The 17048-nt window shown below is 73.1% G+C and carries 17 protein-coding genes; 14 read left to right on the top strand and 3 right to left on the bottom strand.

The window, feature by feature from the left end; translation table 11 throughout:
- The first annotated feature begins 28 nt into the window (after nucleotides 1-28).
- The 9 genes from tilS to G443_RS14760 all read left to right on the top strand — a co-directional run bounded on the left by tilS (nucleotide 29) and on the right by G443_RS14760 (nucleotide 9068).
- Nucleotides 29-1021 carry a tRNA lysidine(34) synthetase TilS gene (gene tilS, locus G443_RS14800; protein ID WP_026417621.1) on the top strand — a complete coding sequence of 331 codons (993 nt, stop codon included), beginning with the start codon at nucleotides 29-31 and terminating at the stop codon, nucleotides 1019-1021.
- A gap of 63 nt (nucleotides 1022-1084) precedes the next feature.
- Nucleotides 1085-1639, top strand: coding sequence for a hypoxanthine phosphoribosyltransferase (gene hpt, locus G443_RS14795; protein WP_026417620.1), 555 nt, complete (start codon nucleotides 1085-1087; stop codon nucleotides 1637-1639).
- A gap of 337 nt (nucleotides 1640-1976) precedes the next feature.
- Nucleotides 1977-4526 carry an ATP-dependent zinc metalloprotease FtsH gene (ftsH, locus tag G443_RS14790; RefSeq protein WP_026417619.1) on the top strand — a complete coding sequence of 850 codons (2550 nt, stop codon included), beginning with the start codon at nucleotides 1977-1979 and terminating at the stop codon, nucleotides 4524-4526.
- 18 nt (nucleotides 4527-4544) lie between these two features.
- Complete coding sequence (gene folE / locus G443_RS14785; protein WP_026417618.1) at nucleotides 4545-5171, top strand: GTP cyclohydrolase I FolE; 627 nt, start codon at nucleotides 4545-4547, stop codon at nucleotides 5169-5171.
- A 133-nt stretch (nucleotides 5172-5304) separates the two neighbouring features.
- The gene (folP, locus tag G443_RS14780; RefSeq protein WP_035291504.1) at nucleotides 5305-6129 is read left to right on the top strand and encodes a dihydropteroate synthase; all 825 of its coding nucleotides are present in this window, start codon (nucleotides 5305-5307) and stop codon (nucleotides 6127-6129) included.
- Nucleotides 6126-6506, top strand: a complete 381-nt coding sequence (gene folB, locus G443_RS14775) for a dihydroneopterin aldolase (protein ID WP_026417616.1) — start codon at nucleotides 6126-6128, stop codon at nucleotides 6504-6506. Before folP ends, folB begins: the two co-directional genes overlap by 4 nt.
- Nucleotides 6503-7003 (top strand): 2-amino-4-hydroxy-6-hydroxymethyldihydropteridine diphosphokinase, encoded by a 501-nt coding sequence (gene folK / locus G443_RS14770; RefSeq protein WP_026417615.1) that lies wholly within the window; start codon nucleotides 6503-6505, stop codon nucleotides 7001-7003. The genes folB and folK overlap by 4 nt, the downstream gene beginning before the upstream one ends.
- Nucleotides 7004-7046: 43 nt before the next feature.
- Nucleotides 7047-7529, top strand: coding sequence for a DUF3180 domain-containing protein (locus tag G443_RS14765; protein WP_026417614.1), 483 nt, complete (start codon nucleotides 7047-7049; stop codon nucleotides 7527-7529).
- Nucleotides 7530-7682: 153 nt separating this feature from the next.
- Nucleotides 7683-9068 carry a DUF6779 domain-containing protein gene (locus G443_RS14760; RefSeq protein WP_026417613.1) on the top strand — a complete coding sequence of 462 codons (1386 nt, stop codon included), beginning with the start codon at nucleotides 7683-7685 and terminating at the stop codon, nucleotides 9066-9068.
- Nucleotides 9069-9078: 10 nt separating this feature from the next.
- On the opposite strand, the gene G443_RS14755 is transcribed toward G443_RS14760, so the two are convergent.
- Nucleotides 9079-10239 (bottom strand): NADH-quinone oxidoreductase subunit D-related protein, encoded by a 1161-nt coding sequence (locus G443_RS14755; RefSeq protein WP_026417612.1) that lies wholly within the window; start codon nucleotides 10237-10239, stop codon nucleotides 9079-9081.
- A gap of 168 nt (nucleotides 10240-10407) precedes the next feature.
- Complete coding sequence (locus G443_RS14750; RefSeq protein ID WP_026417611.1) at nucleotides 10408-11448, bottom strand: SAM-dependent methyltransferase; 1041 nt, start codon at nucleotides 11446-11448, stop codon at nucleotides 10408-10410.
- 151 nt (nucleotides 11449-11599) lie between these two features.
- Here G443_RS14750 and G443_RS14745 point away from each other — a divergent pair, with 151 nt between their 5' ends.
- From G443_RS14745 to G443_RS14725, 5 genes are all read left to right on the top strand, one after another.
- Nucleotides 11600-12835, top strand: a complete 1236-nt coding sequence (locus G443_RS14745) for a PrsW family intramembrane metalloprotease (RefSeq protein WP_372493016.1) — start codon at nucleotides 11600-11602, stop codon at nucleotides 12833-12835.
- A gap of 152 nt (nucleotides 12836-12987) precedes the next feature.
- Entirely contained in the window at nucleotides 12988-13953 is a 966-nt protein-coding gene (locus G443_RS14740) for a Rossmann-like and DUF2520 domain-containing protein (protein WP_051313477.1), read from the top strand.
- Complete coding sequence (gene panC / locus G443_RS14735; RefSeq protein ID WP_026417608.1) at nucleotides 13950-14867, top strand: pantoate--beta-alanine ligase; 918 nt, start codon at nucleotides 13950-13952, stop codon at nucleotides 14865-14867. Before G443_RS14740 ends, panC begins: the two co-directional genes overlap by 4 nt.
- Nucleotides 14868-14901: 34 nt before the next feature.
- Nucleotides 14902-15387 (top strand): aspartate 1-decarboxylase, encoded by a 486-nt coding sequence (gene panD / locus G443_RS14730; protein ID WP_026417607.1) that lies wholly within the window; start codon nucleotides 14902-14904, stop codon nucleotides 15385-15387.
- A gap of 43 nt (nucleotides 15388-15430) precedes the next feature.
- Nucleotides 15431-16216: a type III pantothenate kinase gene (locus tag G443_RS14725; RefSeq protein ID WP_026417606.1), complete on the top strand. Its 786-nt coding sequence runs from the start codon at nucleotides 15431-15433 to the stop codon at nucleotides 16214-16216.
- A 34-nt stretch (nucleotides 16217-16250) separates the two neighbouring features.
- Here the strand turns inward: G443_RS14725 and G443_RS14720 are convergent, their stop codons facing one another.
- On the bottom strand, nucleotides 16251-17030 hold the full coding sequence (locus G443_RS14720; protein WP_026417605.1) for a class I SAM-dependent methyltransferase: 780 nt from the start codon (nucleotides 17028-17030) through the stop codon (nucleotides 16251-16253).
- Nucleotides 17031-17048 lie beyond the last annotated feature (18 nt).

Here is a 17048-nt window from a genome sequence, read left to right as displayed (position 1 = left end):
ACGCGGCGACGGCGTCGTGACGTGAACGATGAGTGACCGAACCCCCGCCGTGTCCCGCACGCGGGTCGCGGTCCGGGCCCTGCTGGACACCGCGACGAGTGGGGGGCACCTCGAACCAGGCTGCCTCGACGTGGCCTGCTCGGGTGGCGCCGACTCCCTGGCCCTGGCGGCCGCGGCCGTGTACGAGGGGCATCGTCGCGGCCTGGTGGTGCGGGGCGTCGTCGTGGACCACGGCCTCCAGCCCGGTTCGCGCGAGGTGGCCGAACGGGCGGCCGAACAGCTGGTCGGCCTCGGCGTGGACGAGACCCTCGTCCTCCGACCGGAGGTGGCCGGGGGAGGAGGGGTCGAGGCCGCTGCCCGCCGTGCCCGGTACCAGGCCCTGCGGGGGGCGCTGCGTGATCCACGCCAGCTCGTCCTCCTCGGCCACACCCTCGACGATCAGGCGGAAACCGTCCTCCTCGGGCTGGGGCGCGGCTCCGGTCCCCGGTCGATCTCGGGTATGCGCGCCCTCGACCCGCCCTGGGGGCGCCCGTTGCTGGGCTGCTCCCGCGCCGTGACCGCGCGGGCGTGCCGCGAGCTCGGACTGGAACCCTGGACCGACCCGCACAACAGCGACCCGAGGTTCACCAGGGTGCGGCTCCGCCGTGAGGTGCTCCCCCTCTTGGAGGAGGTGCTCCAGGGGGGTGTCGCCGAGGCACTGTGCAGGACGTCCGCGCAGCTCAGGGAGGACGGGGCCGCGCTTGACCAGTGGGCCGACGAAGTGCTCTCCCGAGCCGGGAGTGACCAAGGACACGGTGCGCTGGAGGTCCGGGCCGTCGAGGGCGCGCCGGTCGCGGTGCGGCGCAGGGTGCTGCGCGGGTGGCTGATCTCCCACGGGGCTCGTGAGCTCACTGACCTGCACCTGCGCGCTGTAGATGATCTTGTCGGGCGCTGGCGCGGGCAGGGCGGGGTGTGGCTACCGGGAGGGTTGGTCGTCGAGCGCGCGCATGGCAGGCTTCAGGTCGGTCGCCCGGCGGGGTGAGCCTCGGCGACGCGGCCTGGCGACCACCCACGACTGGACCTGATTCCCAAGGGGATGCCCTCCGTGTACGACGGCGACATCGCATCGGTACTCGTCTCTGAAGAGCAGATCAAGGACAAGGTCACCGAGCTGGCCGGTCGGCTGGCCGAGGACTACCCGGCCGGGTCGAGATCGACCGACCTGCTCCTCGTCGGCGTGCTCAAGGGCGCCGTCATGTTCATGACCGACCTGGCCAGGGCCCTGCCGGTGCCCACCCAGCTGGAGTTCATGGCGGTCAGCTCCTACGGCTCCTCCACCTCCTCCTCGGGAGTGGTGCGCATCCTCAAGGACCTCGACCGGGACATCGCCGGCCGGGACGTGGTCATCGTCGAGGACATCATCGACTCGGGGCTCACCCTGTCCTGGCTGCTCAAGAACCTGAGCACGCGGGGCCCGGCGTCCATCGAGGTCTGCACCCTGCTCCGCAAGCCCGACGCCGTGCAGGTGGACCTGCCGGTGCGCTACGTGGGCTTCGACATCCCCAACGAGTTCGTGGTCGGCTACGGCCTCGACTACGCGGAGCGTTACCGCGACCTGCCCTACATCGGTTCGTTGGAGCCGAGGGTGTACTCCAGCTGACCGGCAGGACGGCCCGTTCGGCGGTAGGCGACCACCCCGGGTGAGGTGACCCGCCTCACCGCGAGATGCGGGGTGGTTCCCCTCCAGGGGGGAACTTTCCCGAGGGGCGTTCCGTTGGACCCCACGTCAGGCGCCGTGCGAGGACAGCACGGCGGTGCCGGCCAGCCGGTGCCTGTACGTACGGACCGCCGCTCGGGCCGGGTGGTACCACTCCGGGGGTGGAGGCCGCCGTGGGCGGTACGCTGGTCCGAACGGGGAGCCATTGCCCGGGCGGCGCCCAAGTTCCGCCCGACACGCACGCCAGGGAGGGTCGAGGCCGGAAGACGGCCGTAGCCGAATGGACCGTAAGCGCCTGCTCCGCAACCCATTCATCTGGATCCTGCTGATCCTGCTGTTGATCGTGGGGTACAACGTCCTGTCGGACGACACCCGTGGCTACCACGAGGTGCCGACGTCGCAGGCGCTTGAGCAGATCGCCAACGGCAACGTCCGGACCGCCCAGGTGGAGGACAAGGAGCAGCGGCTCCGACTCACCCTGAACTCCCCGGTCGAGGGCAACGAGCAGATCATCACGCAGTACCCGGCGGGTGGCACCGAGCAGATCGTCGACGCGCTGCGGGGCGCCTCGGGCATCGACGAGTGGGACACCACCGTCAACCAGGACAGCCTGTTCACCCAGCTGCTGATCTACATGGTCCCGCTGGTCCTGCTGCTCCTCCTGCTGCTGTGGATGATGAACAACGCCCAGGGTGGCGGCAACCGCGTCCTGAACTTCGGCAAGTCCAAGGCCAAGCAGCTGAACAAGGACATGCCCAAGACGACCTTCTCCGACGTCGCCGGTGCGCAGGAGGCCGTGGAGGAGCTCTACGAGATCAAGGACTTCCTCCAGTCGCCCGGCCGCTACCAGGCGCTGGGAGCGAAGATCCCGAAGGGCGTCCTGCTCTACGGACCGCCGGGAACCGGGAAGACGCTGCTGGCCAGGGCGGTCGCCGGTGAGGCCGGTGTTCCCTTCTACTCGATCTCCGGATCCGACTTCGTCGAGATGTTCGTCGGCGTCGGGGCGTCCCGGGTGCGTGACCTGTTCGAGCAGGCCAAGCAGAACGCACCCTGCATCATCTTCGTCGACGAGATCGACGCGGTCGGCCGCCAGCGCGGCGCCGGGCTCGGTGGCGGGCACGACGAGCGGGAGCAGACGCTGAACCAGCTGCTCGTCGAGATGGACGGCTTCGACTCCCGGGGCGGCATCATCCTGATCGCCGCCACCAACCGTCCCGACATCCTGGACCCCGCGCTGCTGCGCCCCGGTCGTTTCGACCGGCAGATCCCGGTGGCCGCCCCCGACCTGGCGGGGCGGAAGGCGATCCTCCGGGTGCATTCCAAGGGGAAGCCGCTGGCGCAGGACGCCGACCTCGAATCCCTGGCCAAGCGGACCGTCGGCATGTCCGGCGCGGACCTGGCCAACGTCATCAACGAGGCCGCCCTGCTCACCGCCCGGCAGCAGGGGCAGTTGATCACCTCCGCCGCGTTGGAGGAGTCCGTCGACCGCGTCATCGGCGGGCCCGCCCGCCGCAGCCGCGTCGTCTCCGACAAGGAACGCAAGATCGTCGCCTACCACGAGGGCGGGCACGCGCTCGCCGCGTGGGCGATGCCCGACCTGGAACCCGTCTACAAGCTGACCATCCTGCCGCGAGGCCGAACCGGAGGGCACGCGTTGGTCGTGCCCGAGGACGACAAGGACCTCATGACGCGGTCGGAGATGATCGGGCGGCTGGTGTTCGCCCTGGGCGGGCGGTCGGCCGAGGAGTTGGTCTTCCACGAGCCCACGACGGGTGCGTCCTCCGACATCGACCAGGCGACGAAGATCGCCAGGGCGATGGTGACCGAGTACGGCATGAGCCACCGGTTGGGCGCGGTGAAGTACGGCAAGGACGAGGGCGACCCCTTCGTCGGCCGCACGATGGGAACGCAGCCCAACTACTCCCTCGAGGTCGCGCACGAGATCGACGAGGAGGTGCGCAAGCTCATCGAGGCCGCGCACACCGAGGCCTGGGAGATTCTCAACACCTACCGCGACGTGCTCGACGACCTCGTGCTGGAGCTGTTGGAGAAGGAAACGCTGCAACGGCGTGACCTGGAACGCATCTTCTCCCGGGTGGAGAAGCGGCCGAGGATCACCGCCTTCAACGACTTCGGTCACCGCACCCCCTCCGACAAGCCGCCCATCAAGAGCCCGGCCGAGTTGGCGAAGGAGCGCGGCGAGCCGTGGCCCCCGGTGCCGGCCGTGGAAGCGGCTCCGGAGCGACCGGCCGCTCCCGAGCAGGGCGCGGGCGCCGTCGAGGAGCCGAGCCAGCAGCAGCCGGACCAGCCGGCCGAGGGGCAGCCGGACCAGGGGCCAACGCAGCAGGCGCCACCCCAGCAGGCGCCGTGGCCGGGAGGCCAGGCCGCGCCGCAACCGGCGGTGCACCCCAACCACCAGGCGACACGCCCCATCCCCAAACCCGCCGGTGGTAGCCGCTCCGGCCCGCCGAACTACGGCGCGCCCCCCGGGTGGACGCCGGCGACCTCGCCGTGGACGCCGCAGTCCTCCGGGTGGACCCCCTCCTGGGAGCGCGGGACGAACCCGAACTGGGAGCAGCAGCCGTCCACCTCTCCGGAGGGCGAGAGCGGTGGGGTGGCGCGGGAACCCGCCGCCGGCGAACCCTCCGGGGCCGAGAAGCCCGACGAGGGCGGCACGGCACCGGACACCGGCGACGAGGGCACGCGGCGGTTCAGCCGTGACGAGTTGCCGGGGCAGCAGGGGCCCAGCGCGGGATCGGGTCAGCAGGAGCAGCCCGACGACCCTCGGCGCGGGACGAGGAACGACCAGGAGGACGGTGATGGTCGCTGACCTCCGGAGAGGGCAGCGGTGACCGGCACCTTCGAGGACCTGGACGGTGACCTGGTCGCCCCCACGACCGGTCCCGGCCGGTTCGACCAGGCACGTGCCCAGGCGGCGATCCGCGAGCTGCTGATCGCCTGTGGCGAGGACCCGGACCGCGAGGGCCTGGTGGAGACACCGGCCCGGGTGGCCCGGGCCTACCGGGAGATGTTCGCCGGGTTGCACACCGACCCGGACACGGTGTTGTCCAAGACGTTCGACGAGAGCCACGAGGAACTGGTGCTCGTCCGGGACATCCCGATGTTCAGCAACTGCGAGCACCACCTGCTCCCCTTCCACGGGGTGGCCCACGTCGGGTACATCCCCAACGAGCGGGGGCAGGTGACCGGCCTGTCGAAGCTGGCCAGGCTCGTCGACCTCTACTCGCGGCGCCCCCAGGTCCAGGAACGGTTGACCTCACAGGTCGCCGACGCCCTCGTCCGACGGCTCGCCCCGCGTGGCGTGATCGTGGTGATCGAGGCGGAGCACCTGTGCATGACCGTTCGCGGGGTGCGCAAGCCCGGGGCCAGGACGACGACCTCGGCCGTTCGGGGCCTGCTCAGGACCTCGGCCTCGTCCCGCGCCGAGGCGCTGAACCTGATGCGCTCGGGCTGAGGGGAGGGCAACGCTCCGCACTGGTGCGCGCACCGTGCGGGCACGGCCAGAATGGCGGCAGGTCGGACATCGAGCTGAGGAGCGATCCGCCGTGTTAGTACAGGAGACGCACCACGTTCCACGGGTGCTGCCGATGCCGGGCCGCTGTGCCGTGATGGGCGTGCTGAACGTGACGCCTGACTCCTTCTCCGACGGTGGCCGCTACCTCGACCAGGCGCAGGCGATCCACCACGGGGTGGAGATGCACCGCCAGGGAGCCGACATCATCGACATCGGCGGCGAGTCCACCAGGCCAGGGTCGTCCCGCGTCGACGCGGACGTGGAGATCGCCAGGGTCGTACCGGTGATCAGGGAACTGGCGGCTCTGGGCGTCACCCTGAGCATCGACACGTCCAGGGCGACGGTCGCCGAGGCCGCGCTCGCCGCCGGCGCGGCCGTCGTCAACGACGTCTCCGGTGGGTTGGCCGACCCCGGGATGGCCAGGGTGGTCGCCGAGGCGGGAGCCCCCTGGATCCTCATGCACTGGCGGGGCCACAGCAAGGGCATGAACAGCCTGGCCCGCTACGAGGACGTGGTCTCCGACGTGCGTGCCGAGCTCCTCACCCGGGTCGACGAGGCCGTGGCGGCCGGCGTGGCCCCCGAGTCCCTGGTGCTCGACCCGGGCCTGGGGTTCGCCAAGAACGCCGAGCACAACTGGGCACTGCTCAACCGGCTCGACGCCCTGCTGGAACTCGGGTTCCCGGTGCTGGTGGGCGCCTCGCGGAAGCGGTTCCTGGGAGCCGCGCTCGCCGACCCGGACGGGACCCCCCGCCCCCCCGCCGGCCGCGAGGTGGCCACCGCGACGGTGTCTGCCCTGTCGGCCGCGGCCGGGGCGTGGGGCGTGCGGGTGCACGACGTCGTCGGTTCGCTCGACGCCATCACCGTGGAGCGGGCCTGGCGTGCCGGGGGTGCGCGGTGACCGATCGCATCAGGGTGACGGGGGTCCGGGCGCGGGGACACCACGGGGTCTTCGAGCACGAGCGGCGCGACGGGCAGGACTTCGTCGTCGACCTGACCGTGTGGGTGGACCTCTCCGGCGCGGCGGCCACCGATGATCTCCGCGACACGCTCGACTACGGCGCGCTGGCGGAGCGGATCGTCGCCGTCGTCGGCGGCCCCCCGAGGAACCTGATCGAGGGGGTGGCCGCCCAGATCGCCGACGAGGTGATGGCCGACCGGCGGGTCCACGCCGTCGAAGCCACCGTCCACAAGCCCTCGGCGCCGATCGCGGTGCCGTTCGACGACGTCGCCGTGACCGTCCGCAGGTCGAGGCGCGGCGGCCGGGGAGCCTCGTGACCAGGGCGGTGCTCTCGCTGGGCTCGAACCTCGGCGACCGCTTCGCGCACCTCCGGTCCGCGGTGACCGGGCTCGGCGCGGCCGTGGTCGCCGTGTCCCCCGTCTACGAGACGGCCCCGTGGGGAGTGACCGACCAGCCGGACTTCCTCAACGCCGTGGTCGTGGTCGACGACGCCGGGGTGGACGCGTGGGGCTGGTTGTACCGGGCTCGGGAGCTGGAGGAGGCCGCTGGGCGGGAGCGCACCGTCCGGTGGGGCCCGCGCACCTTGGACGTGGACGTGGTGACCGTCGACGGTGTCCGGTCGGAGGACCCGGAGCTGGTGTTGCCCCACCCCGGCACCCCGGATCGGGCGTCGGTGCTGGTGCCGTGGTTCGACGTCCAACCGGAGGCGGTCCTGCCCGGGCACGGACCCGTGCGGGAACTGCTGCGGAGCGTGTCCAGGGCGGGGGTCGCGGTCCGCTCGGACCTGGATCTGCGCGGAGCGGCCGGGCGTTGAGAGACTGGGGCCGTGCGACGACCAGGATGAAGGAGGCGGGCGGATGAGATTCACCAGGGCCCGCGACCTGCTGGCCGTGGGACTGGGCAGCCTGCTCGTTGTCTACCTGCTGCTCACCCTCTTCTACTCGTCGCTGCCCCGCCTGCCGACCTTCGCCGGTGCCACCCTGGTGCTCATCGGTGCGGTGGAGGCCGTCCTGGGCTTCTCGATCCGCGTCCGGGTGCGTGAGCGGGACCGGCGAGGCGCCGTTCCCCGGGAACTCGCCCTGTTCGCGGCGCGTGCGGTGGCCCTGGCGAAGGCGTCCTCGCTGCTGGGTGTGATCATGCTCGGGGCGTGGTTGGCCGTGTTGCTGTACGTCTCACCGCACCGGGGCGACTTCGACGCCGCGGCTGGGGACCAGGTGACGTCGCTGATCGGCGTCGCCTGCGCGGTACTGCTCGCGGCGGCCGCCCTCTGGCTGGAGCACTGCTGCCGAGCGCCGGAAGACCCCGACTCCGACGAGGACCGGAACAACCATGACGACTAGGCGCGTACCGCCGTGCGGCCGGAGGCAGGACGCTGCCCCCGTTCCCGCCGGCACGAACCCCCCGTCGGCGGGTCCTCCCGCTCGTCCGAGGTCGTGGGAGCGGCCCCCCGCCACAGGTCTCGGTTCGATTACCGACCGGTACCGTGTGGCGTTATGAGCGGCCTCTCTGGCTCGGATGACGAGCGGAACCGTGTCGGCCGTGGTCCCGTTCTCTGGATCGGCGGTTGTGCGCTGGCCCTCGGTGCCACGGTGCTGCTGCTGCTCAGCGACGACGCCCGCCTCCTGCGGTTGGGCATCGTCGCGGGACTGTGGGCCGCGCTGTTCGGTGCCTTCGCCGCCGCCCGGTACCGGCGGGAGGCTGCCGAGCGGGCGGACCAGTCCGAGGAACTGCGGCGGGTCTACGAGCTGGAGCTGGAACGTGAGGTAGCCGCGCGTCGTGAGTACGAACTCGACCTGGAAGCGGAGACCCGCCGGCAGGTCGAGGACGAGCTGCGAGCGGAGTCCCAGGAACAGCTGGCCGGTCTCCAGCGGGAGCTGGAGACGCTGCGCCGCGGCCTGGAGTCCCTGCTGGGCGGGGACGTCCTCGTCGAACGGGTGGCGCTCCGCGCCGAGTCCACCAGGGTGCGTTCCCTGTCCGACCAGGGCGGGCGGGTGATCTCCTCGGGTGAGCAGGAGAACCCTCCCGTGCGCGCGCTGGCCGTCGGTGCGCGGACGGTCGATGACGCCGCCGAGGTCGAGCCCGATCCCGAGGCCCGCCAGGGGAACCCGCCTCCCGCTCCCGCCGACCGGACCCAGGTGATCGGGGGTGCTCCGACGGGTCGTCCTCCCGCGCCGGGCAGGCCGGCGCGTGGCGGCCCGGCACCCGCCGGACACCCGAACGACCAGGGCCCGCCGCCCCCGAACCCGGACCACCCCCGGGGCGGAGCGCCCGGGCCGCGTCGGCCCCAGCCGGCACCCAGCTCCCCCCGAGGGGAACCCCCCGTCCCCGCCGAACAGCGTCAGCCACCCGCCGGCCCGGATCCGGCTACCACCCGCGTCCCCCATCCCGCCCGGCCACTCGAGCCCGGGGAGGACCCCCGGTCCGCCGCCGGTGGCCCGCCGCGCCCACCCGGCCGACCAGGAGGGCGGGGACCAGCGCCGCGCCCGCCGGCGGAGCCGGAGACGGTGGCCCGCCCCGCCCCTCGGCGTGCCCCGCAGGGCAAACAGCGGCAACAGCGGCAACAGCGGGAGGAGGCCACCCGGCAGCTCCCCCGCCCGCAGCGGCCGCGCCGGGCGCAGCCGCCGGCGCCCCCGAAGGCGCAGCCGGTCGCCGCCGCGGCGGAGGCGGAGGCAGTCGAGGACACCCCGGCCTGGGAGGCGGTGGACGCCTGGCAGCCCGACGTCGCCGAGGAGACGACCCCGGAACCGAGGGAGAGTGCGAGCGAACCGCCCGCCGAGCCGGAGGACGCGGGAGCGCACGCCTCGGGCCGGTCGGTCAGCGAGCTGCTGGCCGCCTACGGGGAGGACAAACCGCGCCGCCGCCGTCGGCGCGGGAACTGACCACGGCGGCTCAGCGGTCGATGTCCCCGACGACCACCGCGAAGGAGGCGAGCACGGTCGGCAGGTCGGCCACCCGGCAGCCGACCAGCAGCGGGGAGAGCGCCTGGACGTTGTTGAAGGACGGCGTCCGCAACTTCAGCCGCCAGGGGGTCCGGTCGCCCCGGGACACCAGGTGGACGCCGGTGACCCCCAGCGGTGCCTCCGTCCACACGTAGACCGACCCCTCGGGTGGTTTGACTGCCTTGGGCAGCCGCAGGTTCACCGGCCCGGGTGGCAGCCGGTCGAGGCAGGAGCGGACCAGCCGCAGTGCCTGGTCCGCGTCGTCGAGCATGCACTCCACCCGGTCCAGGGCATCGCCCCGCGTCCCCAGCCGGGGGGTGACGCCCAGCTCGGCGTGGGCCGGTCCCGGATCGTCCCGCCGCAGGTCGAGGTCGACGCCGGCCGCCCGACCCGCCGGGCCGGTCACACCCAGCCGCAGGGCCGCACCCGTAGTCAGGACGCCGAGCCCGCGGTGCCGGTGTCGGAAGTCCCCGTCGGACACCGTCACCGACCTGGCGGCGTCGAGCCCCCTCGCCACCACGTCCAATGCGGCGCGGACTCCGTCCCGCCACCCAGCCGGCACGTCCTCGCGGAGCCCGCCGACGCGGTTGGCCATGAAGTGGATGCGTCCGCCCGCCGCCTCCTCCAGGACCCGCTGGACGGACTCCCGCGCCCTGACCAGTCCATCCCGGGCGGCTACGTGCCGAGGTCCCCGGCCACCCGCCTCGGCCACCGGGGCGAGGAACACGACCAGGGCGAGGGCCCGGTTCAACTCGCAGAAGGCGGTGCGCAACCAGCTCGCCCGGTCGGGCACCGTCATGCCCAGCATCCGCTCCACCGCCATCGCCACCGCCATCTCGTTGCAGAAGGCGGCGAGCCAGTCGTGCCGGTTCGCCAGGGCGAGGATCTGCCGGTAGTCGCGGACCTCGAAGAGCTTCTCGGCACCCCGGTGCAGGTGCCCCACGAGCGGGGTGGCGGAGGTGATCACCGGGTCGTCGGCGGGTCCCGACACCGCGAGCCGGAGCCGGTAGGCACCGTGCGCCGCCGGGTGGAGGGGACCCAGGTCCACCACGCGGTCCACCCCGAGGTGGGCGGCTCCCGCGCCGACGCCGACTGTCATCTGGTCAGACACGCGCCCATGCTCGCACCGCCACCCCCGCCCGCCCTCCCGGTGGTCGGGAGGGGGACCCGGGACGCGAGGTGGCTCGGGGCATCGGACGAGGGCTCCCCGGCCCTCCTCGACGCACCGGTCGGCCCGGTGCCCCTCGCGGCGGTCCGGAGCCTCGCCCGGGCGCGCGCCTCAGTGGACCGGGCTCCGGCCCCCGGACGCCAGCACCCGCACGGGGAGGGCCACCTCGTGCACCAACCAGCCGAAGCCCCCGAGCCCCTCGGGAGACGTCAGTTCCGCGACGCCTCCGCTCCGCGCGGCGGCGTCCAACCAGCCGAACGGGTCGGTGGCCGCCAGCGACGGCGACGGGGCCGCGCGGACCACACCGAGGTCGGCGAGCACCCGCCGCTGGGTGGTCAACGTGGTGCGCAGCGGCCCCCCGACCCCGGCGTGGACGGCCGCCGCGCACGCGTCCAGCGCCACGTGGGCCGTCAGATCGCGGGAACCGTCGGGGATCGGGGCCACCCGCCGTCCGCGCAGGTAGCCGGCGAGGGTTCCGGCATCCACCCGACCGGCGAGCCGGTCGGCCAGCCGGTGGTGGTAGTCGACGGCCACCGCGACCCCGGCCCGGACCCCGCGCACCACCGAGGTCCACGCGCGGTCCCGAGGTGTCCCCGCCTCCGCCCGGAGCTCCGCGCCGCCCCGCGCGCGCCGACCTATCGGCCACCAGCGCCCCAGCCACGCCCGGACGGCGGCGTCCACGGGGTCGAGCACCGCCTCCCGACCCGCCGAATCCACCCCGACCCGGCGCCACCGACCGCCGCGTCGCACGAGCACCGGGCAGGGAACGGCGTCCAGCCACTCGTTGGCCACGACCAGGCCGACCACCCGACGCGGCGGCGTGGAGCGCCAGACCACGCCCGGAACCCGGCACGCGGGCGACGGGGCCACGTCGACGGCGGTGACGACCACCCTGTCCGCGAGCCTGGACGGGGCCCGTTCCCGAACCTCCTCGGCGAGCTCGCCGCCACCCGCCCCCACGTCGACGAAGTCCACCCGGGCTGGCCGGCCCAGCGCGTGGTCCACTCGGTCGAGCAGGGTCACCACGGCCTCGGCGAAGGCCGGCCCCACCAGGGGGGAGGTGCGGAAGTGCCCATCGGGCCGTTCGCCCCGCGCGAAGAAGCCGTTCGGGCCGTAGAGCGCACGGGACCAGGCCAGCTCCCAGTCCAGCATCAGCACAGTCTCCGACAGCGGTGCCCTCGGCTGGGCGGAACCCGGCGGCGCGAGCGGCCCAACGCCAATAAGGTTCGGAAGGGAACGGCCAGGACCGGAGGCCGTGTCCTTCGACTACCGGCCGGGCGCTCGCCGCCGGCCCTGGCGCGAGGTGGGCGGCGTGGCGATCGACGAGCGGACGCCGGTTCGGCACCTGACCAGCGCGCGCCTGGAGCGACGTCGGGTCCTGCTGTGGCCGGTCGTCGTGCTCGTGCTGCTGGGCGTGTCCGGCCTCGCCCTGCTCGGCGTCGCCACCGCCAGGGTCGGGTTCGTCCCGGTGATCGTCGGTGCCCTGCTGGCCCTGCTCCCGGTCGGCCCCGTGCTGGCGGCCTTCCTGTGGATCGACCGGTGGGAGCCGGAACCGCCGAAACTGCTGCTCGCCGCGTTCGTGTGGGGTGCGTGCGGGGCCACCGGGTGCGCCCTGCTGATCAACAACACCGCCGAGGTCGTCGGGGAGTCCCTGCTCGGAACGGGAGGTGGTGACGTCGTCGCGGCCGTGATCTCGGCGCCCCTGGTCGAGGAGGCCGCCAAGGCCCTGTTCGTCGTCGGGGTCTTCCTCCGCCGCCGGGTGGAGTTCGACGGGATCGTGGACGGCATCGTCTACTCCGGTGTCACCGCCATCGGGTTCGCCTTCACCGAGAACATCAACTACTTCGGCCTGGCCTTCCGCGAGGGCGGTTTCGGTGACCTCACCGGCGGTATCGTCGCCGTCTTCGTGCTGCGGGGCATCCTCACCCCCTTCGCGCACCCGCTGTTCAGCGCCATGGTGGGCATCGGGGTCGGTATCGCGGCCGGGTCGAGGAAGAAGTGGGTGCGAACGACGGCGCTGCTCGTGGGATACGTCCTGGCCGTCCTGCTGCACGCGGTGTGGAACGGAGCGGCCACGCTGGGCGGCGGCGCCACCTTCGTCGACACCTACTTCGTCGTCATGGTGCCGATCTTCGTGGCGACGCTGGTGCTCGTGCTGTGGCAACGACGCCGGGAACAACGGACCGTCGTCGCCCAACTGCCCGGCTTCGCCGAGGAGGGCTGGATCGCCCCCGGCGAGGTGACCCTGCTCTCCAGCCTGCCCAGCCGGAAGGCGTGGCGGAAGGCGGTGCGGGAACGGGCGGGCGCGGAGGCCGCCCGCGCGGTCCGCGAGTACCAGCACGCGGTCACCGAGCTCGCGTTCCTCCGGCACCGGGTCGCCCAGGGGCTCCCGGTGCCCAACGCCGCGCGACGGCAGGCGCAGGCGGTCGGGGTGCTGCTCGGCGCCCGCGCCGAGGCCGTCCGAGACGGCCTCGTCCGCAGCGCCGCGACCAGGGCCGCCCACGCCGAGAGGCGGAGGGGGACCCGCCCCCGGCGTTGAGCGTTGATCGGGGAGCGGGGAGCGGCGCCGCACGGGGCCGGCGTGAAGCTGCTCACCCGACCGAGGACCGGGCTCCTCCCAGCGGCTACCCTCGCGGCTGTCCGGTACCCGACGGGAGTCGGGACTGGAACACAACGAAGGAGTCGCGCACGATGAGCGCTGTGGTCCCGGGGGCCGCTGGCGAGGATGCCAGCCTCGGAGGTCGGCCAGCCAGGCTGGCGACCGGAGTCATCTCGGCGGGACGCGTCGGCGCCGTGCTCGGCGCCGCCCTCGCCAAGGCCGGGCACGTCGTCGTCGGTGCCTCGGCCGTCTCCTCGGCCTCGCGCCGCCGGGCCGAGGAACTGCTCCCCGATGTTCCCCTGCTACCACCCGACCAGGTGGCTCGGCGTTCCGACCTCGTGGTGCTCGCCGTTCCCGACGACGTCCTCCCCGGGCTGGTGCGCGGTCTCGTGGCGACCGGGTCGCTGCGTCCGGGGCAGATCGTGGCCCACACGTCCGGCGCGCTGGGGGTGTCGGTCCTGCGTCCCGCCGCCGAGGTCGGGGTGCTCCCGGTGGCGCTGCACCCCGCCATGACGTTCACCGGACGTCCCGAGGACCTGCAACGGCTCGCCACCTGTTCGGTGGCGGTGACGGCCGCCGCCGGCGAACCCGACGAGCCGAGCACCAGCACGGCCGGCGGAATGGGCTGGCACGTGGGCGAGGCGCTCGTCGTGGAGCTCGGAGCCGAACCCGTTCGCGTGCCAGAGGAGGCTCGTCCCCTCTACCACGCGGCGCTCACCCACGGGGCCAACCACCTGATGACGCTGGTGGGTGACTGCCTGGAGCTCCTCGAGTCCAGCGGGGTGCGGGAGTCCGGCCGTCTCCTCGGGCCGCTGCTCGGAGCGGCTCTCGACAACGCCCTCCGGCACGGGGACCGCGCGTTGACCGGCCCGGTGTCGCGGGGTGACGTCGGCACCGTCCGCCGGCACCTGGAGGTCCTCTCCGAGGCAGCGCCCCAGGTCGAACCCGCCTACCGGCTGTTGGCAGCGCGGACCGCCGATCGCGCCGAGCGGGCCGGTCTCCTGCCGCCCCACGTGGCGGACGACGTGCGGACGTCACTCGACGAGGAGGACCGATGACGACCGATCCCGCCGCCCGCCCGTTCCGCCCCGGTGAGCTGACCACCCACACCGACGTGGAGGCGTTGTCGAAGGTCACCAGGACGCTGCGTGCCGCCGGCCGGCGGGTGACGCTGGTCCCCACGATGGGTGCCCTGCACGCCGGTCACCGCGAGCTGATCCGCCACGCCCGTCGAGTGCCCAACTCCGTCACCGTGGTGTCGGTCTTCGTCAACCCGTTGCAGTTCGGTGACGGCGAGGACTTCGACCGCTACCCGAGGGACCTCGCGTCGGACCTGGAGGTGTGCCGGTCCGAGGGCGTCGAGCTGGTGTTCGCCCCGACCGCCGAGCGGATGTACCCGCACGGCCGTTCGGTGAGCGTGCGTCCCGGCCCGCTGGGTGACGAGCTGGAGGGCGCGGCCCGGGCCGGCCACTTCGAGGGCGTCCTCACCGTCGTCGCGAAACTGTTCAACATCGTGCGGCCCGACGTGGCGTTCTTCGGGGAGAAGGACTACCAGCAGCTGGTGTTGGTGCGGCGGATGGCGCGCGAACTCAACCTGGACACGGCCGTGGTGGGCGTTCCGACCGTACGGGAACCGAGGGGACTGGCGCTGTCGTCCCGCAACGCCCGCCTGCGGGAGGACCAACGCGCGGCGGCCGTCGCCCTCTCCGCCGCGCTGACCGCCGCCGTGCACACCGCCGGCGCCGGTGCGGCGACCGCGCTGGCCACCGCCCGTGAGGTGCTGGCGGCCGAACCCGCGCTGGACGTGGACTACCTGGAGCTTCGCGGGCCGGACCTGGAACCGGCGCCCGAGGAGGGCAGTGCCCGCCTGCTGGTCGCCGCGCGGATCGGTGACGTCCGACTGATCGACAACGCACCACTCGTGCTGTCTCGGCCCGACGACACCGCCTCGGGCACGACGTTCGCCAGCTGAACCGAGCCGACCGCAGGAAAGAGAGGGCACCTCCATGTTCCGCACGATGCTCAAGTCCAAGATCCACCGCGCGACGGTCACCCAGGCCGACCTGCACTACGTGGGTTCGGTGACCATCGACGAGGATCTGATGGAGGCGGCGGACCTGCTTCCGGGTGAACTGGTGACCATCGTGGACGTCACCAACGGCGCACGGCTGGAGACCTACGCCATCCCGGGTGAGCGCGGCACGGGTGTGCTGGGGATCAACGGCGCCGCGGCGCACCTGGTGCACGTCGGCGACATCGTCATCCTGATCGCCTACGGCGTGATGGACGAGGAGGAGGCGAGGACCCGGCCGCCGAGGGTCCTCTTCGTCGACGGCGACAACCGGGTGCTGCGACAGGACGGCGACCCCGCCGGAGTGCCCGAGGGGTACGGGTTGCGGTCTGGGGCGGTCGTGGCGGGAGGCTCCGAGGACCAGCCCGGGGAGACCGCGGACGCGGCGCGGTCGGACGCGCCGCTCCAGACCGAGGGCTGAGCGAGACCGCTCGTAGCCGTGGATGAGGGAGAAGGGGCAACCGGTGCTGCTTGCCATCGACATCGGTAACACCAACATCGTGCTCGGCCTGTACACCGGCCGAGGGGCGGACGCCACGCTGCTGCGCGACTGGCGGATGCGTACCGACGCCAGGATGACCGCCGACGAGCTGGCGCTGACGATGCGGGGGCTGTTGGGCGAGCACGCGGATCGCATCACCGGCGTCTCCGCGTTGTCCACGGTGCCCGCGGTGCTCCGGGAACTCCGGGTGATGTTGGGCCGGTACTACTCGTCGGTGCCCCGGATGCTGGTGCAGCCGGGGGCGCGGACCGGTGTCCCGCTGCTCGTGGACAACCCCAAGGAGGTCGGCGGTGACCGGGTGGTGAACACCCTGGCCGCGCACCACCTGTACGGGACCGCCTGCGTGGTCGTCGATTTCGGAACCTCGACCAACATCGACGTCATCTCCGAGAAGGGGGAGTTCCTGGGCGGCGTGTTCGCGCCCGGGATGGAGATCTCGGTGGACGCGCTGGCCTCGCGCGCGGCGCAGCTCCGCAAGGTGGAGCTCGTCCGGCCGAGGGCGGTGATCGGCAAGAACACCGTCGAGTGCCTTCAGTCCGGCATCCTCTACGGCTTCGCGGCCCAGGTCGACGGCCTGGTGCGCCGCATCGTGGGTGAACTCAGGTCGGGTGGGGACACACCGGTCACCGTTATCGCGACGGGGGGACTGGCGCCGCTCATCGTGGGGGAGACGGAGACGATCGACCACCACGTCCCCGACCTCACCCTGGTCGGTCTCAGGCTGTTCTACGAACGCAACGTGCACTGAGCCGCTGCCCGCTCGTCAGCCGGGCGGCCGCCCGTCAGCGGCGGACCGCCCGGTTCACGACGGCGATCTGCGGGAGGTCGAACTCACCCTCGCGGGTCTCCGGCCTCCCGGCGAGGTAGGACCGGAGTTCGGCCCGCATCCGTTCTCGCTCGTCCGGGTCCTGGACCAGTACCCACGAGTGGGTGGAGATCATCTGGACCAGTGACTCGGCCGTGCGGCGGTGGGCGTGCTCGAAGCGGGCGGTCTCCACGGGCGCGAACCTCGGGTGCGCCGGGACGTAGTCCGGGTCCTCCTCGCTGATTCCCGGGCTGGGGATCCCGGTGCGCTGGAGACCCGCCACCCACTCCCGCCGGTCGTCGTTGTAGTTGGTGAGCGCCGCCACCACCCCGCCGGGCCGCAGGACGCGGGCGATCTCGTCCAGCGCCCTCGGCGCGTCGAACCAGTGGAAGGCCTGGCCGACCGTGACCGCGTCGACGGAGGCGTCAGGCAGGGGTAGGGCCTCGGCGTTGCCGTCGAGGACGCGCACGCCCGGCACCCGCCGGGTGAACTCGGCGCGGAGCCGGGGGTCCGGCTCGACCGCGACGGTCTCGGCGGCGAGCCCGCGCACGGACCGGGTCACCTTTCCCGTGCCCGCCGCGAGGTCCAGCACGGCGACGTGGGGTCTGGACAGGACCGGCTCGAGGGCCCAGCGCACCGCCAGGTCCGGGTAGCCGGGTCGGTGCTCGGCGTAGTCCTGGGCCACCTGCCCGAAGGAACCGGCCTGCGCGGCGTCCGAGCGTCGATCGTCGGCTGAGCCGACCGCAACGTGATCCACTCCGAGGATGGTATCCGG

The sequence above is a fragment of the Actinoalloteichus caeruleus DSM 43889 genome, from assembly GCF_000429185.2.
Taxonomy (GTDB): Bacteria; Actinomycetota; Actinomycetes; order Mycobacteriales; family Pseudonocardiaceae; genus Actinoalloteichus_B; species Actinoalloteichus_B caeruleus.
The sequence above is the reverse complement of the archived record's forward strand: the minus strand, read 5'-3'. Positions and strand labels throughout refer to the sequence as shown.